Genomic DNA, 21,460 nt, shown 5'->3' on the forward strand with positions numbered 1-21,460 from the left:
TTTGATCTATTAAAGGAGTTGTTATGAGTCTGTTTTCTACTATCAAATCGGTTTTTGGTGCGGCGGATAAAAAGCCGGAAGAGCCTCAAGAGTTGCCATCAGAAGAGTATCAAGGCTTCACGATTACGCCGGCGCCTGTGCAGGAAGATGGCGGCTATCGTGTTAATGGGGTAATCAGTAAGGGTGAGCAGAGCCATCGGTTTATTCGGGCTGATATGCTGCCCTCGAGTGATAGCTGTGCTGCAGAGATGGTGCGTAAAGCGAAACAGATGATTGATCAGCAGGGTGATGGGATCTTTTAGTCGCCATGACGCAAAAACAGCTGTTTGCTCGCTATGGAAAAGATCTTAAACCTGGCAGGCTTGAATGGATCGGCCTACGGCCGGGGCGTAAGCAGACGATGCTTGTGGTTGACGCTGCACAGGCGCTTGCAGGTTTAGGTCTTGAAGGTGATCATCGGTGTGCCAAAACGCCAGGTTCTGCGCGGCAGGTCACACTGATCTCCAGTGAGTTCATCGGTTTGATTGAAACCTATACGGGTATCAGGCAGATAGATCCAAGTTTGCTACGACGTAATATGGTTGTCAGTGGTATCAATCTCAATGCGCTGCGGCATCAAACATTTAGTATTGGTGGTGCGATATTCGAAGCAACGGCATTATGTCACCCCTGTGTGCGGATGAATCAAGCGCTAGGGCAGGGCGGTGCAGCCGCGATGTTAGGCTATGGCGGGCTCTGTGCGCGCATTCTGCAATCAGGACCTGTGCAGCTAGGTGATCCGTTAATACCGTTAGAGGTTACTGAGAGCGGCTTGTCGGTGTATTAACTTAAGGCTTACTCTTTAGTCGTCAAGAGAGCGACTAAGTCGATAATCGTTGATGGGCAGAGCTTTGCTTTGATGAGGTGAAGGGGCAGTAATAAGCGAGTTGGCGGTCATGCAGATAATGAGCCTCAAGCAGGTATTGGCCCTGTTGAGGCTCGTTGATAAAGCGCCTTAGTGTTGCTCAGTATCCTCGGTTTTTGCAGGTTTTATGGTTTTAAAGTAAAGCCAGGCAAAGCCGATGAGGCCGGAGATCAGTGAAGCAAACAGGATGCCGGTTTTTGCCATTAATAGATCGGATGGGTATTGGGCAAAGCCTAGCTCTGCGATAAATATCGACATGGTAAAACCGATACCACCCATAAAGGCGACGCCGATAATATGGTTGAAATTTAAACCTTTAGGCAATGAACTCACACCGAATTTAACCGCCAGCCAAGTAAAGCCCGCAATACCGATCAATTTACCAAAGATGAGACCCGCGCCGATACCGACAGTCACCGGATGTGAGATCACTTCGCCAAATTCAGCCCAGTTAATGGGTACGCCCGCATTGGCTAAGGCAAAGATAGGAATAATCAGGTAAGCCGAGGGTAGGTGAAGCTTATGTTCGAGTACCTGGGCGGGTGCTTGAACTTTGTATACCCCTTGGCCAAGCGCGCGAACGCGTGATCTTAATGCGTCATTGAGGATGATGTTATCGTTTTGTCCAAAGATGCTTTTAATATGAGCGGCACTCTCGTTGACGAGAGTGAGAAAGCGTTTCGGATCATACTTAGGTTTCATCGGGATGGTAAAGGCGAGTAAGACACCGGCAAGCGTCGCGTGTACGCCGCTTTTTAGCATTGCGATCCAGAGAATAACGCCAATCAGGGAGTAAGGCATGATACGCCTGACGCCTCCGAGGTTGAGGCCAATCAAGATCAAGATCGTAAAACCAGCGGTCAGTAGTGCCGATAGGTTGATTGTCTCAGTATAAAAGACAGCAATCACCACCACAGCACCAAGGTCATCGACAATCGCTAGGGCCACCAGAAACATCAGCAGGTTTTGTGGTATGCGGTTGCCAAGCAGTGCTAACGCGCCAAGGGCGAAGGCGATATCGGTCGCCATAGGGATGCCCCAGCCGTCCAGGGTATGACCTTCAGGATTGATAGCCGCGTAGATCAGCGCGGGCATGAGCATACCGCCGACGGCGGCAATGATGGGCAGGGAGGCTTGCTTAACATTAGCCAGTTCGCCCACCAGTAGTTCCCGCTTAAGCTCGAGGCCCACGACGAGAAAGAACAGGGCCATCAAACCATCATTGATCCAGTGGTGCAGTGTTTTGGATAGTTGGAAGCCTTCGAAGCCGATAACGAAGTGGGTTTGCAGTATGTGATGGTAACTCTCATTGAGTTGTGTGTTGGCAATAATAAGTGCGACCACCGCAAACAGCATCAGCAAGATACCACTGGTTGTTTGGCGATGAATAAACTCCTCGAGAGGGGTCAGAATAGTCGCGAAAGCTTTTTCCCAGGGTGCGGTATACACTTTACCTGCAGCCTTACTTTTACGTCTCATTGGTGACTCCTGATTTCTGTAATCGGCTATTGAATCGTGTTGCTATCATAAACATAAGTAATCTGTTGTTCTATCTATGGATGGGTGTGAAGCGATTACTCGCAAGGGTAGAGTGATTTAATGGTGTTATAGACAATCGCGTCGCGCTGCATCGTTTCGGGATAGGTTCTGCTTTCTAAGGCTTCGCTGACATTGCTAACGACGGTTTCGTCATCGATGTCTTTAGGGAGACAAAAGCCTGCGAGATAGGTCGCTTGCGAGTCGGGGTGTTTCTTGCCCAAACGTGTGCGGTAGGCGCGCTGTATAAAATCGCTTTCATTGCCTGAGTTGATATTTTTAATAATCGCACCATCGGTTAAGTTGGCGCCGGCGAGAAAGCCTGCAATGTATTCTGCAGAGATGTCGTGGTTATGTTGCTCGGCAAACGCAGTGGGAACAGTCATAAAGGTCATTGCGAAAACGAAAGTCATAGTTTTTTTCATGATGGGTTTCCTTAAATTACAATTGTCTGTTCGGGATTGCCTAGGGGTGAAAGTTGGTGCGTCAGCTTTTGAGTGTAAAAAGCATTAGAGCACAGATGTGTGGTAGGGAAGATGACATGACCGCGTTTGTTGCCCTGTTGGTTGATACGGATAGTTGAATTTCCTGTGTCTGTCGCATGATTGATAATCGATTATTGTGCTTTATTAAGCTAGAGATTAGCAGAGGGTGGCGCGCTGTTGCAACTGAATCATGCGTTAGATGGCGGATGCTTGACTTGATTGTTATTGGTTACACTTCAATACCTTGGTGACGTCTTGTTGTTGTGCTGATCAGCCTCATATTGGTGCTGAATGCCTTTATTTTAGACAAAAAAAGAGAGCCGGAAGGCTCTCTCTTATGATGCTGCTTAAGTGCGCTTAGCTATCACGACTTGGACGCGGCTTGCGCGGCGCACCACGGTCGTTTGTGCCGCGGCCTTTGCCTTTGAATTCACCCCGAGGTTTGCGTGGGGCTGGGCGAGCAATTTCACCTTCCATCAGGCTGATATCGATCTTCTTACGACAGATAAAGACACCCTTCAGCTGCTGTAGAACCTCAGTAGGCATTCCTTTCGGCAGTTGTACGGTACTGTAATCATCAAATAAGCGGATATCACCGATATGACGGCTGTTAATATCGGCTTCGTTGGCGATAGCACCGACGATGTTTTTAACCTGGATGCCGTCGTTACGGCCGACTTCAAGGCGGTACACGTCGAGATCTGCATAGTTAATGCGTTCGCGTTTAGCGCCTTTATCACCATCGCGGTCACGATCGTTATCGCGTTCGCGGCGGGCACGGGGTTCTGGCTCAGGAGGCAGAATCAATGGTTTCTCTTTCTGCGCCATAAATAGCAGTGCTGACGCTAAATCGAGGGTTTCGAGTTTAGTTTCAGTAGCTAGCTGGTCAATCAGTTCGCGGTAAGTGCTCATATCTTCGTCATTGAAGATAGTCGTGATCTGTTCGCGGAAAGATTCAAGACGTTTGCTCTGTACCATATCCCGTGAAGGAAGGTCCATCTGCTTGATTGGCTGGCGTGTTGCTTGTTCGATCTGTTTCAGCAGGCGACGTTCGCGTGGTGCAACAAATAGAATCGCCTTGCCATCACGTCCTGCACGACCGGTACGGCCGATACGGTGAACGTAAGCTTCGGTGTCATAAGGGATATCATAGTTGATAACCATACCGACACGCTCAACATCAAGACCCCGTGCGGCAACATCGGTTGCAACAACAATATCAAGTTTGGCGTCTTTCAGGCGTTGTACGGTGCGTTCACGTAGTTGCTGGTTCATGTCGCCGTTAAGTGCTGCGGCAGAATAGCCACGGGCTTCAAGTTTTTCAGCAATTTCTGTGGTGGCCGTTTTGGTGCGGGCAAAGATGATGATGCCGCCACAATCTTCTGTTTCCAGAATACGCACCAACGCGTCAAGCTTGTTTACACCAGAAACGATCCAGCAGCGCTGGTCGATGTTTTCCATGGTGGATGTTTTAGAGGCAATCTTGACCTCTTGCGGATCGCGCATATAACGCTTAGTGATCCGACGGATCTGCTCAGGCATGGTAGCAGAGAACAGGGCAGTCTGACGTTCGGCTGGCGTTTTAGCCATGATGGTTTCAACATCATCGATGAAGCCCATACGTAGCATTTCGTCGGCTTCGTCAAGCACCATTGCTTTGAGTTCGTCAAGCTTTAGTGTGCCACGGTTCAAGTGGTCCATGACGCGACCCGGTGTGCCTACAACGACATGTGGGCCACGACGCAGTTGTTTTAACTGCAGGGTATAGCTTTGGCCGCCGTAGATTGGCAATACGTGAAAGCCGGGTACGTGACGTGCATAAGCTTGAAACGCTTCAGCTACCTGAACGGCGAGTTCGCGCGTCGGAGCGAGTACCAAAACCTGAGGCTTGTTCAGTTTCAGGTCGATACGGCTCAACAGAGGTAAAGCAAAAGCAGCGGTTTTACCGGTACCTGTTTGTGCCATCCCCAGAACATCCTGCCCGTTCAACAATAACGGGATACAAGCTGCTTGAATTGGTGATGGTGTTTCATAGCCAAGCTCTGTGATGGATTTAAGAACGGAAGAGGGGAGATCAAGGTCGCTGAATGCGACTTGTGTGTCTGACATATTTGAAGGTACCGGAAGGAATGGAATTGTAAAACGCAGTATTATACGCTTGTTGTTAAATAAATGCCCGTTTTTTTATTGTGGGGGTTCAGAGTGGCTGTGTTTGCTCAGTTAAGTTGTATGTCGTCGTACCAGCTGAGGAAGCTGGCGCCCCCATTATCGCTATCCGTCATAATCGCAACGGCTTCGATCTCTGAGTAAGTTGTGCCAAAAGCGGTTTTCAGGTCGGCCTGTATGGTGCGGTTGTGTTGGGTCCACTGGCCGATTAAATCGATGCCACTATCGACAGCCCACATTTTCGCTCTGCTGGTGAAGGGATTGTCCCAGCGGGTATCGATCGCTGTATTGTTTGACCAGACATATACCAAGGTGCGCTTTTGCCAGAAAAAAGGGCCGTCAGAGACAACGATGTATATGCGAACGGGGAAGTCATCGCCTGCTTTGCTGGTTTCAATCGCCCCGGGCCAGATGGTACTGACTTTCCAGCGCCAGCCGAGCCGTGTGTCGGCGTTGATGGGGAGTTTCTTTTTGTAAAAGAGCCCAGATGCTGAGCCAACGGCGCGTGCTTCTAATATCTCGTTATTGGCTTCGTTGATGATGCGGTATTGGGTTTCATCGACAAAATTTTCGCTTTCCCACTGCTTAATGCCTTGCTGATCAACGTCAGGAATGAGTGATGTTGAGGCTCGACTGGTTGTTGATAGTAGTAGTAATAGACAAAATGCATAGACTGTTGAGTAAAAAATGGACAATTTCTGTTTCATTGTATGGCTTTCGTCTATGCTAAAGAGGTGTTTAGGGCCAATGTATCAGAGTTTAGTGCCTATTTCCCCTTCTGGTTAGGCTCTGAAAAATTAACGACGGGTTGCTATTCATATCCAGTCGAAGGTTTGCATTGGTCTGTCACGACGAGCAGAAGAGTTGTTGGTCTATTCCCCTAGATGGCAACTCATCATCGTTTTTATTTTGCTCTTTAAGGAGTCTGGGTTATTCCAGGCTCCTTTTTTTCTTCTAGCTGTTCTTCTGGCTTTTCTGCGGATTTTTTGCTGCGTGTCACCTTCAGGTATCTTATGATAAGCAGCTGGGCTCAGGCTTCTGCCTGTGCGGTTGTCGGTTATATGGGTGTCGGTATGTGGGTGCCGAATATCACTCTATGTGTGTCTTTTCGATGATTTTAGCTTTAATTTAGGGGGTAATGTGACACAGAATCCAGCCTATGAAGTGATTTGGCAGGTCATTGCTTCGATTCCGCAAGGGAAGGTGGCGACCTATGGGCAGGTGGCTCATCTGGCGGGGCTGCCTGGGGCGGCTCGAATGGTTGGTCGATGTCTTAGTCAGTTGCCTCGTGACACTAAGTTACCCTGGTTTCGGGTGGTTAATGCCAGCGGGAGAATCTCTTTGCCTGTTGGGAGTGATGGCTATTTAAGGCAGGTCGCGTTGTTACAGGAGGAAGACATTGCGGTGATGAATGGCCGAATAAGTCTGGCAAAGTTTCGTTTATGACTGAATTGGCTTGGGTTTGGACTTGTGCTTGAGGTCAGGATCAGGGGCCCGCTTTCTGGTCGCCCTGATCCTTGATTTGTCGCTCTTTGTTGATGGGGGCGGCAGTTATTCTAGGTTGCCTGCTTCCATATCATAGGGAAAGCAGCCGACAAAATGGACATACTCATCTTCAAAGATGTGGGTCTTTTTGGCGCGATACTCAAAATCAAACACCAGTATTAACCAGCTGGCCTGTTTATCACCGAGCTTCTCAATCTTTTTAATGATGGCTTCGCCATAGGAGTATGACCAAGAGCAGGGAGCGACAATGTCGCGGATTGGGGCTAAGCCTTGCTCGCAACCGTTGGTTTCCATGTTTTCAGGGTTATATTCGGTAATTTCAAAGTTTTTCGCCCAGCGGTCCAGCCCCTGTTCATCCTCTTCGAAATAGCTGTCAGGAATGCTGGAATAGTCGGTGGTTGAATACCAGACTGACACAATGCCTTCTTTTTCAAAATTCATGCCGCTGTCTCACTGAGTTGCTGCCAGAGTGAGCGAATATCGTTGATATCCTGCTCGCTGAGTTGGTCTACTTTAAAAGCGGATTCTAAACTGTGTTCCAGTTGTTGTCTGAACTGCAGTGCGGTGTCGCCTTGCTCAGCACTTACGAGGCTGATGTGCCCCAGTAGATAGCTACAAAGAAACAGCTGATTGGGTTCGGCGTCGGTTTCCATTGCGATCAGCTGGTTGTACATTGATTCAGCCTGTTGTTCGTATGCGGTCATCAGGGTTCCATAAATTCCAGTTTGTCGATGAGTAAGCTGTATTTTTTGCCGCTCTTTTCGACCTGTTGCAGTTTTACAACCATATAGCCGAGCTCTGGCGCGCACCACAGGAAGGTTTCGCGGTTGCTGTCGGGGCCTCGGTCTCGTTGAATTTTGATCGCCTCAAAGGAGCCGATGCCGGTTGTGACGTTTTCTTTGCCGACAATAATAAACGGATAGGTTTTGGTTTTTCCGCCGTCGGCGACTTGGTAGGACAGCTCTGTTTTACCAGCCGCAAGATCGAGGCGCATCTGTATCTGATAGCTGAGTTTGTCCTGTGTGCCAGGGAGGATGTCCATGGTCCAGGGCTTTTTGGCGATGTCGTTGAGTACGCTGCCGGTGTTCCAGTTGAATTGCAGTACTGCATTTTTATTATTACCGATCACCTTGCGATGATATTCATAATGTTGTGGCAGAACGTTTTGCCCCTGAAGCGTAAACTCGGTGAATTCGTCGACTTTGGCGATCAGTGCAGTGGCGCGAAGGGAGCGTTTCCAGCGATCGCCAGTACGTGTTAATTCACTGATGGCATCGCCGCCAAATGAGATGCCTACATCCCACTGTGCTTTATAAATCGCTTTGTAGGGTTTGAGTATCTCAGAAGCCTGTGTTGGTAATGTACAAGCTAGCAAAAGTGTCGAGATAAGTAGGGTGCTAAGTCGCATCGGTTACTCCTGAATGAATTGATATCCTTCAGGTTGCAGGATAGAGCCGTCGAGCTGAACCGAGCCTGAAACCGAGAGTGCTAGGCGATCTGCACAAAACCATTCAACCGCTAGCGGATAAATGTTGTGTTCAGCGTGGTGAATGCGCTGTTGCAAGCTGTCAGCATTATCCGTTGGGAGGATATCCAGCGGTGCTTGAATGGCTAAGGGGCCGCCATCGAGCTCTTCGGTGACAAAGTGCACCGTACAGCCGTGCTGGGCATCACCGGCATCGAGTGCCCGCTGATGTGTATGAAGTCCTTTGTACTTGGGCAGTAAAGAGGGATGAATGTTAAGCATCCGACCTTGATAGTGGCGCACAAACTCGGCGGAGAGGATGCGCATAAAGCCTGCCAGTACGATTAAGTCTGGGGTGTAGGTATCGATAGCCTCGATCATGGCTGTATCGAAGTGTTCCCGGCTGTCATAATCATTATGGTTGATAACGATTTGGGGAATACCGGCTGCGCGGGCACGCTCTAGGCCAAAGACACCTGTTTTATTGCTGAGTACTGCAGCGATGCGGCCATTAATCTGGCCGCTCGCAATCGCATCGATGATCGCCTGCAGGTTTGAACCACTGCCGGAGATCAAAACAACAATGCTTTTTTCAGCCATTATTAGGCCTCCAAGCCCTGTAAATCTACCTGTTCTTCGCCGTCGATAGCGGAGGCAATTTCACCCACGATAAACGGTGCTTCGCCGGCATCGGTCAGGATTTTCAGCGCGTTGTCGGCGGTGTCAGCCGGTACGCAGATAACCATGCCGATACCGCAGTTAAGGGTGCGGTACATCTCACGGGCATCAACATTGCCTAGCTTTTGAATCCAACGGAAGACTTCAGGCATCTGCCAGCTATTGATATCAATGATCGCTTTAGCATTTTTTGGCAATACACGTGGAATGTTTTCCAGCAAGCCACCACCGGTAATATGGGATAGTGCATTCACTTGGCTGTTTTTGATCAGCTCTAGAACGGGTTTAACATAGATGCGGGTGGGTTCTAGCAGCGCTTCGGTCAATGGTTTGCCATCGACAGTACCGCTCAGATCAGCGCCTCGGACTTCGATGATCTTGCGGATCAGCGAATAGCCGTTAGAGTGTGGGCCGGAGGAAGGCAGGGCGATGAGTTTGTCGCCGACACTGACCTTAGAGCCGTCAATAATGTCATCTTTTTCGACAACGCCAACACAGAAGCCGGCTAAGTCGTAATCTTCACCCTCATACATGCCGGGCATTTCAGCGGTTTCGCCGCCGACTAGCGCCGCACCGGCTAACTCACAACCTGCGCCAATACCGGTAACAACATCCGCTGCGATATCGATGTTTAGTTTGCCGGTGGCATAGTAATCAAGGAAGAACAGAGGTTCAGCACCCGCAACGATGAGATCGTTGACGCACATGGCGACGAGATCGATGCCGATGGTATCGTGTTTTTTCAGCTCCATAGCTAGGCGCAACTTAGTGCCTACACCGTCGGTACCGGATACCAGAACAGGTTTTTTGTAACCTTCTGGGATTTCGCATAGGGCACCGAAGCCGCCTAGGCCACCCATAACTTCGGGACGGGCGGTGCGTTTTGCAACGCCTTTGATACGATCAACCAGTGCGTTTCCGGCATCGATATCGACACCGGCGTCTTTGTAGCTGATAGGAGTGTTATGGTCAGTTGCAGACATAGTTTGTATGAACCTGTTCGGGCTGATTACTGATTGAAAAAATTTGACGCGTATTCTATCAGGTTGATGGTGAGGGGGCTATTGTGTGTTAAAGTTTATGCCGCTTAAAAAGTCACTTTTTTTAGGCTGCCATTCATGGCGGCTAGGCAGGAAAACGGAGTTTAACCACAATCATGATACGCAAGCTTTATAACAGCCTATTGGTGATGATGTTAGTCAGCCTATGCTCTCTCAGTCAGGCGGCTATGGTGAACGGGCTGTACAGCACTGAAATGTTAGTGCCTGAACAGTTGCCCGAGCCCTCGAATGAGCAACTGACGCAGGGCTTGCAAGCGGTATTGATTAAGGTGTCTGGGCGCAGCAACGTGATTAATAAGCCGTCGGTAATGAAGGCTTTGCAACAACCCTCGGCTTGGTTGAACCAATTTAGCTATCAGGCAACTCAAACGCCGATATCCGCTGGCGATGGGCGTGAAGTGTTGGGGCAACGGCTATTGCTGGAGTTTGATCCGGTGCTGATTAAACGGTTGTTGCAACAAGCGGGGCTAAAGGCGGTTGGTCATGCGCGTCCAGCATTGCTGGTGTGGTTAGCACAACAGCGCGGTAATACGGCTCGAGATTATGTGGCGCCGGAAAGTCAAATATATGCAGAGTTGGTCGCCCAAGCTCAAGTGCGTGGAGTGCCTCTGGATGTGCCCCTGCTGGATTTGAATGATCAAACCGCTTTGGATGTGAGTGATTTGTGGGGCTTTTTTCGTGAGCCGGTGCAGCAGGCGTCACAGCGTTATCAACCGGATGCGATTTTGCTTGGTCGATTGATACAAAGCAGTAGCGGTGGCTGGCAAACCGAATGGTTGTTGTTACAGCAGGGAAACGCTCACGCAATGAAGCCTAGCGGTGCGCTATCGGAGCAGCTGCAACAGGTTATTAACGAGTCGGCGGATACGGTTCTCGGCTCGCTAGGCACGGCTCAGTTTAATTATATAGAAACGGGTTTGCTGCTTGAGGTCACTAATATAGGTGGTGTCAGCGATTATCTGCAATTGTCAGACTATCTAGCGACGTTGCAGCCGGTTGATGCGGTGCGAGTCAGTGCTATCGAGGCTGATCGAGTATTATTGCGGGTTGAAATTCAGGGCGGTGTGCAGGCGTTGGATCAAGCGGTTCGCTTGAATCCACGGATGTCACCGGCGCCAAGGCTAAATGCCGGCGGTGCTGAAACGGTTTATTCTTATCGCTGGCAGGAATAGTGATCAATAGGGTTGCTCGCCTCTCAATAGGGTGTCAATTCTTCGTTGGGTTTGAAAGGGACTGTATATGAGTGATTCACAACGTTGGTTTTTTCTCATCCTTGCGGTGGTGGTAGCCCTGCTACTTTATTTATTGCAACCTATCTTATCGCCCTTTGTGGTGGCGGCCTTGTTAGCTTATTTAGCTGACCCTATGGCTGATAGGCTCGAAGCACGAGGGCTGAGTCGTACGTTATCGGTGGTTGTTGTGTTTTTGGTGATGACCACGGTGTTGCTGTTATTGGTGATCTGGTTGCTGCCCAAGTTGGGCTATCAGTTGCAGGTGATGATTAAGCTGGTGCCGCAGGTCTTCGCCATGATACAGACCGTCTGGATACCTTGGTTGGAATCGAATACGGGTATTTCATTGGAGGGCTTCGATCTTCAGAGTGTGCAGGCACTGATGAGCGGGCACTGGCAGCAGACCGGTAGTTTGGTGAAAAATATCTTTAGTAGCGTCGGTGAGTCGGGTTTGGCGCTGGCCGCTTGGGTAGCGAATTTAGTATTGATTCCCGTGGTTATGTTTTATTTGCTGCGTGACTGGGATGTCATGATGGGTAAAATTGGCTACCTATTACCGCGTAATTTAGAAAAAAAGGTCACGCTTTGGGCGAATGAGTGTGATGAAGTGCTGGGTGCTTTTATTAAAGGGCAGTTGTTAGTCATGCTGGCGCTTGGGATTATCTACTCGCTGGGGCTTTGGACGGTCGGATTAGACCTGGCTTTGCTCGTGGGCATGTTGGCCGGTTTGGCCAGTATTGTGCCTTATATGGGGTTTATTGTGGGTATCGTTGCCGCAGGTGTTGCGGCGATGTTGCAGTTTAATGATTTGACTATGCTTGCTTGGGTCGGTGTGGTGTTTGCCATCGGTCAAGCATTGGAAGGTATGGTCCTGACGCCCCTGTTGGTAGGCGATCGTATTGGCTTACATCCCGTCGCTGTTATTTTTGCCATTATGGCCGGCGGCCAGCTATTCGGTTTTGTTGGGATTTTGATTGCACTTCCCGTTGCGGCGGTTATTATGGTGCTCCTTCGTCACCTGCATCAAGGTTATAAAAGTAGTAAACTTTATGACTGTTGAGCGGTTGATGGATTGAACAACGAGATTTGAGGTTTAGCGCTCTGCCCTAATGAGCACAGAATACTAAGCTGCTAGCAATGATAGGTATAAAATGTGTTGCTGCGATACAGCTTGGGAAACCCACAATTTTAAACGTGAGAAAGGCCCTGTAGCTAACTGCCGGCCAATAAATATTGATATAGATGAGTAGTCCTGAGCCGTTTCAGATCCCTCTAGGAATCACCTTAAGGGATGATGCCCGATTTGAAAATTTCCTTTGTCAGGGGAATGAATTGCTTTGCAGTACCCTAGATCAGGCTGCCCGAGGAGAAGGGGAGCAGTATCTTTATATCTGGGGTAACAGCGATAGCGGTTGCTCTCACCTGTTACAGGCGGTTTGTCATGCCTCTGATCCCGTTGGACGCACCGCGGTGTATCTGCCATTGGATGAGTTAATGGATATGGGGCCGGGCATACTTGAGGGGATGGAGCATCTAGATTTGGTCTGTATTGACCATATTCAGATTATCGCGGGCAATAAAGCTTGGGAAGAGGGCGTGTTTCACTTCTTCAACCGTATTCGTGCTGAGAACAATCGTTTGCTGGTGGCGGGTGATCGCGCCCCGCGACAGTTAAATCTTAATCTTCCCGATCTAGCATCCCGCCTGAGCTGGGGGATGGTGTTTCAGGTACATAATCTTGATGATGATGGCAAGGTGAAAGCCCTGCAATTACGCGCCCGCGGGCGTGGTTTTACGATCAGTGAAGAGGTTGCGTGGTTTCTTATCCACCGGGCCAGTCGTAGTATGTCAGATCTGTTTAAGCTGTTAGATCGACTTGATTCAGCTTCATTGAGCGCCAAACGCAAAGTGACCATTCCCTTTGTTAAGCAGGTTCTTGGCCTCTGATCTTATGATGGGTAACTATGAAAATTATTCTGGCAGGTTTTTCGTCTGATGTGACTGAAAGTGAGCTTCAAGCGCTTTTGGCGCACTATACCGAAGTTGATGAATTGGATCTGATCCCAGGTGATCTACCTGAGCAGACCGTCGCCATAGTGACCGTTGAGGGGACGAACGCCGAAGCCCACTGGGTTACCCGTCACTTAAACGGACTCTTTTGGCATGGTCACTCGCTACGGGCCTTTGTGTCACTATTCTGATGTGGACACCACACTAATGTCTGCTTACTCTCTGCTTGAACAAACCCCTGATTATCTGATTATTAATAAAGCCCCAGGTGTCTCTGTGCATCGCGATCAGGCTGAGACTGGGTTGTTGCAGCAGATTTCGGAAGATCTGAAGTGTGGTCCGCTTTATCTGGTTCACCGATTAGATAAGATGACCTCGGGGCTGTTGATTCTAGCGTGCCATGCTGAAGCCGCCTCGATTTTGTCACGCCAGTTTCAGGCTAAAACCGTCGAAAAATACTATATCGCCCTCTCTGATCAGAAGCCCCGTAAAAAGCAGGGGCTGATTAAAGGAGATATGGAACGTAGCCGTCGGGGCAGTTGGAAATTGACGACGGGGCAGAAGAATCCTGCGGTGACCCGTTTCTTTAGTTGTTCGCCGGAGCCTGGGTTGCGGTTGTTTTTGTTGCGACCCTTAACCGGTAAAACCCATCAGCTGCGCGTGGCATTGAAAAGTATCGGTTCGGCAATTGTGGGTGATCAACGTTATCACGGCGCTGCTGCCGCTGCCGTCGATCGGGGCTATCTGCATGCTTGGGGTATCGCCTTTGATTGGCAGGGTGAGCGTTGTGAATACCTGTGTGATCCAACGATCGGTTCGCTGTTTCTGCAAACATCGGTAAAGCAGCAGCTAGCGCAATGGAAACCACCGGCCAATCTCGCCTGGCCAGGCACATCATAAAAAGCCGTCGGACTTTGTGAGCGATGGTAACCATTATTTTAAGTTAAGAGTATTAGATGCAAGATGAACGAATTGAGCGGGATTTTAATGTCCGTAGCGAGGAAGAGCAGCAGGCCTTTCTGCAACAAACCTGGTGTGATCATTGTCAGGAAGTGAATCTGGGTATGATCAATCCCCGCGAATATCTGCTTAAGGGCATTGTGTTTGTTGAGGGAGATTGTCTGGGGTGTGGCCATGCGGTGCTGACTGAATTGACAGAAGATGACTTTTAGGGACGATTTTATTTATGTCAGATACCTTTAATCAACGATTTGGCGGCACTCAGCGTCTCTATGGCGTGGCCGGCGTCGAGTTATTTCGCAAGGCTAATATCTGCGTCATCGGTATCGGTGGTGTGGGCTCCTGGGCGGCGGAAGCCTTGGCCCGTTCAGCGATTGGGCAGATCACGCTGATCGATCTAGATGATATCTGTATCACGAATACGAATCGTCAGATCCATACCTTAAACACCACTATCGGTGAGCCTAAAACCGAGGCGATGGCCGAGCGAATTCGGCTCATTAACCCTGAGTGCCGCGTTGAGATCGTGGATGATTTCATTACGTTAGAGAATATCCCTGAGTTAATCGGTGAGCAGTTTGATTATGTGATCGACTGTATCGACAGCGTAAAAGAGAAAGCGGCGCTGATTGCCCACTGTAAACGCCGTAAAATTCCGGTGATCACCGTGGGTGGCGCGGGAGGGCAAACCGATCCAACGCAGATCAATATTGCTGATTTAAGTAAAACCCACCATGATCCGTTGGCGGCGAAGACTCGTTCGTTATTACGGCGTTACTATAATTTCAGTAAAAGTGGTCGTCGGTTTGCCGTTGACTGTGTCTACTCTACCGAGCAACTGGTCTATCCGCAGCCTGACGGTAGTGTGTGTCAAATGAAAACAGTGGCCGATGGCAATACCCGTTTAGATTGTAGCGGTGGTTTTGGTGCATCAACCTGCGTCACCGCGACCTTCGGTTTTGTGGCCGTATCACGGGTCTTGAAAAAAATGCTTGAAAGAGCAGCGCGGGCAAAAAATGTGCTGTAATCGTGTTATTATGCTGTTTATGTCGATGGGTGTGTCTTTTGTTGGTTGATCTTTCGGCATTGCAGGTCACACTGTATCGACTCGTAAATGGATATTTGGCTAATTATGTCGCGATGCTTTCCGGAAGGATTCTATAAAGCTATTTTTGAAGGCTGTAGTGATGCTATCTATGTGATAGATCCGCACAGCTCAGCTATTCTCGATGCAAATGCCTGTGCCTCTAAAGATTTGGGGATGAGTCATGAGCAATTACTACAACATAGCGTTATCTCCCTACAGCAAGGCGTCGAAAATGAAGAGCACTGGGCGCAGATCGCCGAGCTAATTTTTTCGTCACACCCTCAAGCCTTTACCTTTATCGGTCGTCATTATCATCATAATGGCACTTACTTCCCCGTCGAAGTTTACACCTCTGTCATTGAATTTGAGGGCCAAAAGCTATTTCTTTCGGTTGCTCGAAATCTCGATCGTACCTCGTCCCAGCGGGAAGCGTTTCGTACCCGAGATGCCCGTTTAACTTACGCCTTGAATGAGGCGGCGGATGGTATGTGGGATTGGAATACCGTCACTGATGAGGTATTTTTCTCGCCTCAGTTAAAACACCTGCTAGGTTATCTGCCAGAAGAGATGGAGCCTGTTGTCTCAACCTGGGTAGAGGCGGTGCATGAAACCGACCGGGAGCGGGTGATAGGCGTATTGAAGGCCCATGTTGCTGGTGAGACCGATCACTATGAGGCGGAATATCAGCTCAAAAAACGGGATGGTGGGTATATCTGGGTAAGGGATCGCGGGCGGGTATGTCAGCGTGATGAAAATGGCCAAGCCTTGCGGGTTGTGGGCATGTGTCACGATATTACTCGCAGTAAGCAGTTAGAAGAGATGCTGAGATCGCAAGCCAGTTATGATCACCTGACCGGCCTATTGAATCGGCGTGCCGGTTATATCCATTTTGCTAAACAGCTGAGTTATGCCGAACGTTATCATCAGGAATTGACCATCTGTCTGATCGACCTTGATCACTTTAAGAATATTAATGATACCTTTGGTCATTTGGTGGGTGATGCGGTGCTGAAACATTTTGTTTCACTGCTCAATGGCACCCTGCGCCGTTCAGACTCCCTAATGCGTTGGGGTGGTGAAGAGTTTCTCTTGTTGCTGCCGAATACGGATATCAGTAGTGCGGTACGCTTGATCACACAGTTGAAAAAAGAGTTAAAACGCTATCCTGCGGTATTGGAGGAAGGTGTATGCGAGGTTGCTTACACCTTTAGTGCCGGTATCTCTTGTTACCCGGCCCATTCGTCCATACTGGATGGTTTGATTAAGTGTGCCGACGATGCGCTCTATCAAGCGAAGGGTGACGGTCGTGATCTGATTATGATCAGCCCTGAAGTGGATATCTAAAGCCGCCTTCTGTTGGCTGCCTAGCTGACAGAGTAGGCTGTTATCCTGTCAGCTATATCTGCTAACGGGGTTGATCGGCGTGACGCAGCGCCTCACTGGCACTCTTTCTGACCGTCTCAATAATCGCCTTTAAACCATTGCCTCTGGACGGACTCAGATGTCGGCTCAGTTGTAGCTGTTCAAAGTAGCCATCCATATCAAAATCTAGAATCTGTTGTGGCTGGCGGCCGTTGAGTGCCGCGAGGACTAGGGCGATCAAGCCGCGAATAACCCGAGCATCCGAGTCGGCGGCAAACCACAGGGCGCCGTTATCATCACCTTTGGCCACGAGCCAAGCATCACTTTCGCAGCCGTTAATACGCTGTGTATCGGCCTTCATCGCTGCGGTGAATGAGGGTAAGCGTTTGCCTAATAGCATGATCTGGCGATAACGATCGTTCCAGTTTTTCAGCGGCGTCAGTTGAGTGAGTATGTCTCGGTCTTTGATCTCTCGGCCAAAAGGGGAGCTATCAAAAACTGACTGTGACGGCACGGTGTCAGCCGCCGAAAATGAGCCGCCTTGGGCAATAACACTCAAGGCGGCCGCAAAGCGTTCAACATCCTCGATACTGTTGTAAAACGCGAATGAGGCGCGGATGGTGCCAGGAAGCCCTAGTGTTTCCATCAACGGCATGGCGCAGTGATGTCCAGTGCGTACCGCAATGCCTTGCTGATCTAACATGAGGCCAACATCCTGCTGATGATGGCTCGTTAGCTGAAAGGATAGAATCGATGCACCAGCGGTGGGTTGGCCGATGCGGGTGAAGCCAGGAATCGCCGAGCATAGCTCAATTGCCTTGCTCATGAGGGCGCGTTCATGTCGGGCTAAGGCTTTGCGATCCAAGCTGTTGAGAAAGCGAATCGCCTCCGCTAACCCCAGTGCGCCACTAATATTGGGCGTGCCCGCTTCAAACTTGAAGGGCAGGTCGTTGTATTCAGTGCCTGAAAAAGACACCTTGCGGATCATCTCACCACCGGCTTGCCAAGGCGGCATGGCCTCTAACAGTGCTTTACGTCCATAGAGTACGCCGATGCCGGTTGGGGCGAACAGCTTGTGACCGGAAAATAGATAAAAATCACAGCCGAGCCGTTGTACATCGATCTCTAGGTGGGATACCGCTTGGGCGCCGTCGATCACCACGATGGCGCCTTGCTCTTTGGCTTGGCGAATCAGCCCCGCGACCGGATTGATGGTGCCCAAGGCGTTAGAGATATGGGTTAAGCTGAGGATGCGGGTATTGTCATTGAGCAGTTCGCCGAAACGTTGCAGGTTAAGGTCGCCATTTTCAAGGATCGGCACTACGCGGATCTGTGCGCCGGTTTGTTCCGCAACGATCTGCCAAGGAACAATATTCGCGTGATGTTCAAGTTCCGTTAGCAGGATCTCATCACCCGGTTGTAGTCTGGGGCGAGCATAGCTTTGGGCGATAAGATTGATGCCCTCCGTGGTGCCGCGGGTCCAGATGATCTCCTGTTCGCTGTCCGCATTGATAAAATCTTTGACGGTGGTGCGAGCGGTTTCGAATGCCCGGGTTGCCTGCTCACTGAGTTGGTAAGCCCCTCGGTGAACATTGGCATTTTGCTGACGATAGAACTGTTCTACCGCGCGGATCACCGTTTCCGGCTTTTGGCTGGTGGCGGCATTATCCAGATACACCAGCGGCTGGTTATTCATCTGCTGTTGCAGGGCTGGAAACTGCTTTCTGATTGACTTGAGATCCACGCGGACTTCCCGTTAACGGTTTTCTTCAGGATTATTCGTTCAACTGTTTGTTTAACTGGCTCTGCCAGCGGGCAAACATCATCGCGCCAATAAACAGTGCCGCGACCAGCAGTGTTTCGGCTAGGCCGAGAATGGCGCTGCTATGTGCCGACATGGCGATGGTCACTGAATGCATAAAATAGACAGTGATGAAGAAACATAGCCAGATATGGCCACGTAGATGCTTTTTAATAATAGCCGGATAAAACAGTAATAGCGGTACCGTCTGGAAGGCCCAAATACTGTAGGGATTGGCATTTTCAGGTGGTGAGATGATCAGGTGCCAAGCGGTGAGCAGCAGAATCAAGCCAAAATAACTGATAAGGGTGACGGCGCGGCTAATCGCCACTTTTTTTACGAGAGTTTCCTGCATCTTTAATCCTGAATATTAAGCTGATAACTGAAGCGCCAATCGCCCGAGCCGTTTGCCCTGGGCCAGACAGAGCGCGGTCTCGGTATCATCGACCGGACGATCACTCTGCTGTCCGGCCAGATGAGTCACGCCATAAGGGGTGCCACCGCTGGTGGTGCTGATGAGTCCGGCTTCGCTGTAGGGTAAGCCGCAGATCACCATGCCATGATGCATTAAGGGTAACATCATGCTCAGTAGGGTAGTTTCTTGGCCGCCATGCAAGCTGGAGCTAGAGCTGAAAACCGCCGCAGGCTTATCGATTAGTGATCCGTTGAGCCAGAGGTTGCTGGTGGAATCAATAAAGTACTTGAGCGGTGCAGCCATATTGCCAAAGCGAGTAGGGCTGCCGAGTGCGAGGCCGCTGCAATACGCTAGATCCTCGGCGGTGCAATACAGATCGCCATGCTCGGGGATGCTGTCCTCGGTTGCTTCACAGTTTGCTGAAATAGCTGGGACGGTACGTATGCGAGCTTCTATACCGCTCTGTTCGATGCCCTTCGCTATCAAGCCCGCCATGGTGCGGGTAGCACCTTGGCGGCTGTAGTAGAGTACCAGAACGTAAGGGTTAGACACTTACAGAATCTCCAGTACAGCTTCAGGTGGCCGGCCGATACGGGCTTTGCCGTTAGTGATCACGATAGGCCGTTCAATGAGGCGTGGGAATTGCACCATGAGCGCGATAATCTGTTGATCACTGAGGCTATCATCGTTCAGATTGTTTTCTTTGTATTCTGCTTCGCCCTTACGCAGCAATTCACGGGGGGTTATGCCCAGTTGAGAGATGACGTCGGCTAACTGCGCTTCCGTGGGCGGATTTTCCAGATAGAGGCGTATATCGGGCGTAACACCGTTCTCTTCTAACAGCGCCAGTGTGGCGCGAGATTTGGAGCAACGTGGGTTGTGATAAATTTCAACAGACATGGTACTTATCCTGTTCGCAATGGCAGATGTTGATGTAAGTGCGATATTGTATACAGCTTAGCTACCAGCCTAAAGAGCGGCAGGGTATTATATCTGTTTTATTCATCGTTACAGGATCGTTATGAAGGGCAATCATCTGTATACCCTGCGGGGCATTGGGCATTTTCTGCTCTATTTAGCTCGCCAGTTTATTAACAACAAGGGAGTGCTAAATGCCTCAGCGCTCACCTATACCACCTTGTTTGCGGTGGTGCCGCTGATGACGGTTTCCTATGCAATGCTTGCCGCTATCCCTTCGTTTCAAGGGGCGGGTGAGCAGTTACAGGGTTGGATTTTTGAGAACTTTGTCCCGGCGACGGGAGCGGTTGTGCAGGAGTATCTGAGTGATTTCGCCACACAGGCCAGCAAATTAACCGCCGTAGGTTTGATCTTCCTGTTTGTTACCTCGATTATGATGATGAAAAATATCGAGGGCGCTTTTAACCGTATCTGGCGGGTAAGCGAGCCCCGCAAGGGGATGTCCAGTTTTCTGTTGTACTGGGCGGTTTTAAGTTTAGGGCCGATTTTGATCGGTTTAGGGTTGTTGGTCAGCTCCTATATCGCCTCGTTGTCGTTATTTACCAGCGCCACCGAGTTAGTCGGTCGGGCGCGGTTACTGTCGATGTTGCCGTTAGTGATGTCCGCCGCCGCCTTTACATTGCTGTATGCTGCCGTGCCTAACTGTAAAGTGCCGCTGCGTAATGCGGTGATCGGCGGGTTGGTCGTGGCTGTTCTGTTTGAAACCGCTAAACGTGCCTTTGCGTTGTTTGTGACTCAGTTTCCTTCCTACGAACTGATCTATGGTGCATTTGCCGCGGTACCCCTGTTTTTAGCATGGATCTTTATCTCTTGGACGATTATTCTCCTTGGGGCTGAATTGAGCCGTGCATTGACAGTTTATCGTGATCATCGTAAAGGTAAACATTTATCCCATCTGCATACACTAGTGGCCGTGTTGCAGCGATTGTGGCAGGCGCAGCAGTTGGGTGAGTCTCTATCGGATCGTCAGCTATTGCAGCAAGTCGAAGGGCTTGAACAAAATGAGTGGGATCACTATAACGGTATTTTACTGCATGCTTCGGTGATCAGTCGTACGGAGAAAGGGGGCTATATATTGGCGCGGGATATGGGGAGTTTTACCCTCGATCAGCTAAACCAGTTACTTCCCTGGCCGCTGCCTGAATGCTCGCCAGTGGCCTCGGTATCACCTTGGCAGCAACTGTTGGATCAACGATTAAAGCACCTAAGCGAGGTGCGTAGACAAAATCTGGGGCTGACACTAGAGCAGCTATTTACCGAAAAAGCAGAAGGTGATGCAGCGCTTAAAGAGCAGAACACACCTATTCTAAACGATGTTTCACAACCGCAAGAGGGTTCTTAAATGGTGCAATGTTTACACGCTTTTGTCAGTGGTCGGGTGCAGGGTGTTTGGTTTCGACAATCAACACTGGAAACCGCGCAGACGCATGGATTAACGGGTTGGGTACGTAACCTTGATGATGGGCGAGTTGAAGTGATGGCGCATGGTCATGAGCATGGCTTGTTGCAACTAGAAGCGTGGCTTAGTATCGGCCCTGAGTTGGCGACGGTGGCCGAGGTGAAAAGTGCGCGGGTTGAGCCAGCCGAGGAATATATTGAGTTTATGATTATCTGAAAGCGGCTATTGATACCACCTCTAGTTAAACGGGTATCGCGGTAGATGGATACGGCTAAGGGCTGTCGGGCTGAGACTCGATGGCTCTTTTTTTATGGAAAAATATGGGTAAACCATTCTGTACTATGGATCAGCACATTAAGCGATGGCTGATCTACGGCGATGGGTAAAAAGCGTCTAGGATCAGCTCAATATCACT

26 protein-coding genes are annotated in these 21,460 nt (G+C 49.8%); 13 read left to right on the forward strand and 13 right to left on the reverse strand.

Going from position 1 to position 21,460, the window contains the following annotated elements:
• Window positions 1–23: 23 nt before the first annotated feature.
• Both EH243_RS07550 and EH243_RS07555 read left to right on the forward strand, forming a co-directional pair.
• Window positions 24–302, forward strand: a complete 279-nt coding sequence (locus EH243_RS07550) for an HlyU family transcriptional regulator (RefSeq protein WP_126158039.1) — start codon at window positions 24–26, stop codon at window positions 300–302.
• Window positions 303–307: 5 nt separating this feature from the next.
• Window positions 308–826 (forward strand): MOSC domain-containing protein, encoded by a 519-nt coding sequence (locus EH243_RS07555; protein ID WP_126158040.1) that lies wholly within the window; start codon window positions 308–310, stop codon window positions 824–826.
• Window positions 827–994: 168 nt separating this feature from the next.
• Here EH243_RS07555 and nhaA read toward each other — a convergent pair whose 3' ends face one another.
• From nhaA to EH243_RS07575, 4 genes are all read right to left on the reverse strand, one after another.
• The gene (nhaA, locus tag EH243_RS07560) at window positions 995–2,383 is read right to left on the reverse strand and encodes a Na+/H+ antiporter NhaA (RefSeq protein ID WP_126158041.1); all 1,389 of its coding nucleotides are present in this window, start codon (window positions 2,381–2,383) and stop codon (window positions 995–997) included.
• Window positions 2,384–2,478: 95 nt separating this feature from the next.
• On the reverse strand, window positions 2,479–2,865 hold the full coding sequence (locus tag EH243_RS07565; protein ID WP_126158042.1) for a hypothetical protein: 387 nt from the start codon (window positions 2,863–2,865) through the stop codon (window positions 2,479–2,481).
• Between the two features lie 417 nt (window positions 2,866–3,282).
• Window positions 3,283–5,034, reverse strand: a complete 1,752-nt coding sequence (locus tag EH243_RS07570) for a DEAD/DEAH box helicase (RefSeq protein WP_126158043.1) — start codon at window positions 5,032–5,034, stop codon at window positions 3,283–3,285.
• A 107-nt stretch (window positions 5,035–5,141) separates the two neighbouring features.
• Window positions 5,142–5,798 (reverse strand): DUF3047 domain-containing protein, encoded by a 657-nt coding sequence (locus EH243_RS07575; RefSeq protein WP_126158044.1) that lies wholly within the window; start codon window positions 5,796–5,798, stop codon window positions 5,142–5,144.
• A gap of 433 nt (window positions 5,799–6,231) precedes the next feature.
• Here EH243_RS07575 and EH243_RS07580 point away from each other — a divergent pair, with 433 nt between their 5' ends.
• On the forward strand, window positions 6,232–6,537 hold the full coding sequence (locus tag EH243_RS07580; RefSeq protein ID WP_126158045.1) for an MGMT family protein: 306 nt from the start codon (window positions 6,232–6,234) through the stop codon (window positions 6,535–6,537).
• 105 nt (window positions 6,538–6,642) lie between these two features.
• Here the strand turns inward: EH243_RS07580 and EH243_RS07585 are convergent, their stop codons facing one another.
• The 5 genes from EH243_RS07585 to purM are packed head-to-tail and all read right to left on the reverse strand — an operon-like array spanning window position 6,643 to window position 9,723.
• Entirely contained in the window at window positions 6,643–7,038 is a 396-nt protein-coding gene (locus tag EH243_RS07585) for an immunity 22 family protein (RefSeq protein WP_126158046.1), read from the reverse strand.
• The gene (locus EH243_RS07590; protein ID WP_126158047.1) at window positions 7,035–7,301 is read right to left on the reverse strand and encodes a YfcL family protein; all 267 of its coding nucleotides are present in this window, start codon (window positions 7,299–7,301) and stop codon (window positions 7,035–7,037) included. The genes EH243_RS07585 and EH243_RS07590 overlap by 4 nt, the downstream gene beginning before the upstream one ends.
• A complete protein-coding gene (locus EH243_RS07595; protein ID WP_126158048.1) occupies window positions 7,301–8,005 on the reverse strand; it encodes a DUF3108 domain-containing protein in 705 nt (234 codons plus the stop codon). The genes EH243_RS07590 and EH243_RS07595 overlap by 1 nt, the downstream gene beginning before the upstream one ends.
• A 3-nt stretch (window positions 8,006–8,008) precedes the next feature.
• Complete coding sequence (purN, locus tag EH243_RS07600; RefSeq protein ID WP_126158049.1) at window positions 8,009–8,662, reverse strand: phosphoribosylglycinamide formyltransferase; 654 nt, start codon at window positions 8,660–8,662, stop codon at window positions 8,009–8,011.
• 2 nt (window positions 8,663–8,664) lie between these two features.
• Window positions 8,665–9,723 (reverse strand): phosphoribosylformylglycinamidine cyclo-ligase, encoded by a 1,059-nt coding sequence (gene purM / locus EH243_RS07605; RefSeq protein ID WP_126158050.1) that lies wholly within the window; start codon window positions 9,721–9,723, stop codon window positions 8,665–8,667.
• 173 nt (window positions 9,724–9,896) lie between these two features.
• Here purM and EH243_RS07610 point away from each other — a divergent pair, with 173 nt between their 5' ends.
• From EH243_RS07610 to EH243_RS07645, 8 genes are all read left to right on the forward strand, one after another.
• A complete protein-coding gene (locus EH243_RS07610) occupies window positions 9,897–10,973 on the forward strand; it encodes a DUF2066 domain-containing protein (protein WP_126158051.1) in 1,077 nt (358 codons plus the stop codon).
• Window positions 10,974–11,040: 67 nt separating this feature from the next.
• The gene (locus EH243_RS07615) at window positions 11,041–12,093 is read left to right on the forward strand and encodes an AI-2E family transporter (protein WP_126158052.1); all 1,053 of its coding nucleotides are present in this window, start codon (window positions 11,041–11,043) and stop codon (window positions 12,091–12,093) included.
• Between the two features lie 182 nt (window positions 12,094–12,275).
• A complete protein-coding gene (gene hda, locus EH243_RS07620; RefSeq protein ID WP_126158053.1) occupies window positions 12,276–12,980 on the forward strand; it encodes a DnaA regulatory inactivator Hda in 705 nt (234 codons plus the stop codon).
• A gap of 17 nt (window positions 12,981–12,997) precedes the next feature.
• Complete coding sequence (locus tag EH243_RS07625; RefSeq protein ID WP_126158054.1) at window positions 12,998–13,234, forward strand: RNA-binding protein; 237 nt, start codon at window positions 12,998–13,000, stop codon at window positions 13,232–13,234.
• 16 nt (window positions 13,235–13,250) lie between these two features.
• A complete protein-coding gene (locus tag EH243_RS07630; RefSeq protein WP_126158055.1) occupies window positions 13,251–13,943 on the forward strand; it encodes a TIGR01621 family pseudouridine synthase in 693 nt (230 codons plus the stop codon).
• A 56-nt stretch (window positions 13,944–13,999) separates the two neighbouring features.
• Window positions 14,000–14,215, forward strand: a complete 216-nt coding sequence (locus EH243_RS07635) for a hypothetical protein (RefSeq protein ID WP_126158056.1) — start codon at window positions 14,000–14,002, stop codon at window positions 14,213–14,215.
• A gap of 14 nt (window positions 14,216–14,229) precedes the next feature.
• Window positions 14,230–15,030, forward strand: coding sequence for a tRNA cyclic N6-threonylcarbamoyladenosine(37) synthase TcdA (gene tcdA, locus EH243_RS07640; protein ID WP_126158057.1), 801 nt, complete (start codon window positions 14,230–14,232; stop codon window positions 15,028–15,030).
• An 87-nt stretch (window positions 15,031–15,117) separates the two neighbouring features.
• On the forward strand, window positions 15,118–16,434 hold the full coding sequence (locus tag EH243_RS07645) for a sensor domain-containing diguanylate cyclase (protein ID WP_126158058.1): 1,317 nt from the start codon (window positions 15,118–15,120) through the stop codon (window positions 16,432–16,434).
• Between the two features lie 61 nt (window positions 16,435–16,495).
• Here EH243_RS07645 and EH243_RS07650 read toward each other — a convergent pair whose 3' ends face one another.
• From EH243_RS07650 to arsC, 4 genes are read right to left on the reverse strand one after another with little or no spacing between them, the layout of a single operon-like run.
• Window positions 16,496–18,196 (reverse strand): SufS family cysteine desulfurase, encoded by a 1,701-nt coding sequence (locus EH243_RS07650; RefSeq protein ID WP_241235018.1) that lies wholly within the window; start codon window positions 18,194–18,196, stop codon window positions 16,496–16,498.
• Between the two features lie 31 nt (window positions 18,197–18,227).
• Entirely contained in the window at window positions 18,228–18,608 is a 381-nt protein-coding gene (locus EH243_RS07655) for a DUF2069 domain-containing protein (protein WP_126158059.1), read from the reverse strand.
• Between the two features lie 15 nt (window positions 18,609–18,623).
• Window positions 18,624–19,220, reverse strand: a complete 597-nt coding sequence (gene wrbA / locus EH243_RS07660) for an NAD(P)H:quinone oxidoreductase (protein WP_126158060.1) — start codon at window positions 19,218–19,220, stop codon at window positions 18,624–18,626.
• Complete coding sequence (gene arsC, locus EH243_RS07665) at window positions 19,221–19,568, reverse strand: arsenate reductase (glutaredoxin) (RefSeq protein ID WP_126158061.1); 348 nt, start codon at window positions 19,566–19,568, stop codon at window positions 19,221–19,223. It abuts the gene before it with no gap.
• Window positions 19,569–19,689: 121 nt separating this feature from the next.
• Here arsC and EH243_RS07670 point away from each other — a divergent pair, with 121 nt between their 5' ends.
• Window positions 19,690–20,988 (forward strand): virulence factor BrkB family protein, encoded by a 1,299-nt coding sequence (locus EH243_RS07670; RefSeq protein WP_126158062.1) that lies wholly within the window; start codon window positions 19,690–19,692, stop codon window positions 20,986–20,988.
• The gene (locus EH243_RS07675; protein ID WP_126158063.1) at window positions 20,989–21,261 is read left to right on the forward strand and encodes an acylphosphatase; all 273 of its coding nucleotides are present in this window, start codon (window positions 20,989–20,991) and stop codon (window positions 21,259–21,261) included. It abuts the gene before it with no gap.
• Window positions 21,262–21,460 lie beyond the last annotated feature (199 nt).

The sequence above is a fragment of the Amphritea opalescens genome, from assembly GCF_003957515.1.
Classification (GTDB): Bacteria; Pseudomonadota; Gammaproteobacteria; order Pseudomonadales; family Balneatricaceae; genus Amphritea; species Amphritea opalescens.

Excerpts from the sequence above, each read along its gene's own strand:
- EH243_RS07550 (WP_126158039.1), top strand. The coding sequence starts at position 24 with ATGAGTCTGTTTTCTACTATCAAATCGGTTTTTGGTGCGGCGGATAAA.
- EH243_RS07555 (WP_126158040.1), top strand. The coding sequence starts at position 308 with ATGACGCAAAAACAGCTGTTTGCTCGCTATGGAAAAGATCTTAAACCT.
- nhaA (WP_126158041.1), bottom strand. The coding sequence starts at position 2,383 with ATGAGACGTAAAAGTAAGGCTGCAGGTAAAGTGTATACCGCACCCTGG.
- EH243_RS07565 (WP_126158042.1), bottom strand. The coding sequence starts at position 2,865 with ATGAAAAAAACTATGACTTTCGTTTTCGCAATGACCTTTATGACTGTT.
- EH243_RS07570 (WP_126158043.1), bottom strand. The coding sequence starts at position 5,034 with ATGTCAGACACACAAGTCGCATTCAGCGACCTTGATCTCCCCTCTTCC.
- EH243_RS07575 (WP_126158044.1), bottom strand. The coding sequence starts at position 5,798 with ATGAAACAGAAATTGTCCATTTTTTACTCAACAGTCTATGCATTTTGT.
- EH243_RS07585 (WP_126158046.1), bottom strand. The coding sequence starts at position 7,038 with ATGAATTTTGAAAAAGAAGGCATTGTGTCAGTCTGGTATTCAACCACC.
- EH243_RS07590 (WP_126158047.1), bottom strand. The coding sequence starts at position 7,301 with ATGACCGCATACGAACAACAGGCTGAATCAATGTACAACCAGCTGATC.
- EH243_RS07595 (WP_126158048.1), bottom strand. The coding sequence starts at position 8,005 with ATGCGACTTAGCACCCTACTTATCTCGACACTTTTGCTAGCTTGTACA.
- purN (WP_126158049.1), bottom strand. The coding sequence starts at position 8,662 with ATGGCTGAAAAAAGCATTGTTGTTTTGATCTCCGGCAGTGGTTCAAAC.
- purM (WP_126158050.1), bottom strand. The coding sequence starts at position 9,723 with ATGTCTGCAACTGACCATAACACTCCTATCAGCTACAAAGACGCCGGT.
- EH243_RS07610 (WP_126158051.1), top strand. The coding sequence starts at position 9,897 with ATGATACGCAAGCTTTATAACAGCCTATTGGTGATGATGTTAGTCAGC.
- EH243_RS07615 (WP_126158052.1), top strand. The coding sequence starts at position 11,041 with ATGAGTGATTCACAACGTTGGTTTTTTCTCATCCTTGCGGTGGTGGTA.
- hda (WP_126158053.1), top strand. The coding sequence starts at position 12,276 with ATGAGTAGTCCTGAGCCGTTTCAGATCCCTCTAGGAATCACCTTAAGG.
- EH243_RS07625 (WP_126158054.1), top strand. The coding sequence starts at position 12,998 with ATGAAAATTATTCTGGCAGGTTTTTCGTCTGATGTGACTGAAAGTGAG.
- EH243_RS07630 (WP_126158055.1), top strand. The coding sequence starts at position 13,251 with ATGTCTGCTTACTCTCTGCTTGAACAAACCCCTGATTATCTGATTATT.
- EH243_RS07635 (WP_126158056.1), top strand. The coding sequence starts at position 14,000 with ATGCAAGATGAACGAATTGAGCGGGATTTTAATGTCCGTAGCGAGGAA.
- tcdA (WP_126158057.1), top strand. The coding sequence starts at position 14,230 with ATGTCAGATACCTTTAATCAACGATTTGGCGGCACTCAGCGTCTCTAT.
- EH243_RS07645 (WP_126158058.1), top strand. The coding sequence starts at position 15,118 with ATGGATATTTGGCTAATTATGTCGCGATGCTTTCCGGAAGGATTCTAT.
- EH243_RS07655 (WP_126158059.1), bottom strand. The coding sequence starts at position 18,608 with ATGCAGGAAACTCTCGTAAAAAAAGTGGCGATTAGCCGCGCCGTCACC.
- arsC (WP_126158061.1), bottom strand. The coding sequence starts at position 19,568 with ATGTCTGTTGAAATTTATCACAACCCACGTTGCTCCAAATCTCGCGCC.
- EH243_RS07670 (WP_126158062.1), top strand. The coding sequence starts at position 19,690 with ATGAAGGGCAATCATCTGTATACCCTGCGGGGCATTGGGCATTTTCTG.
- EH243_RS07675 (WP_126158063.1), top strand. The coding sequence starts at position 20,989 with ATGGTGCAATGTTTACACGCTTTTGTCAGTGGTCGGGTGCAGGGTGTT.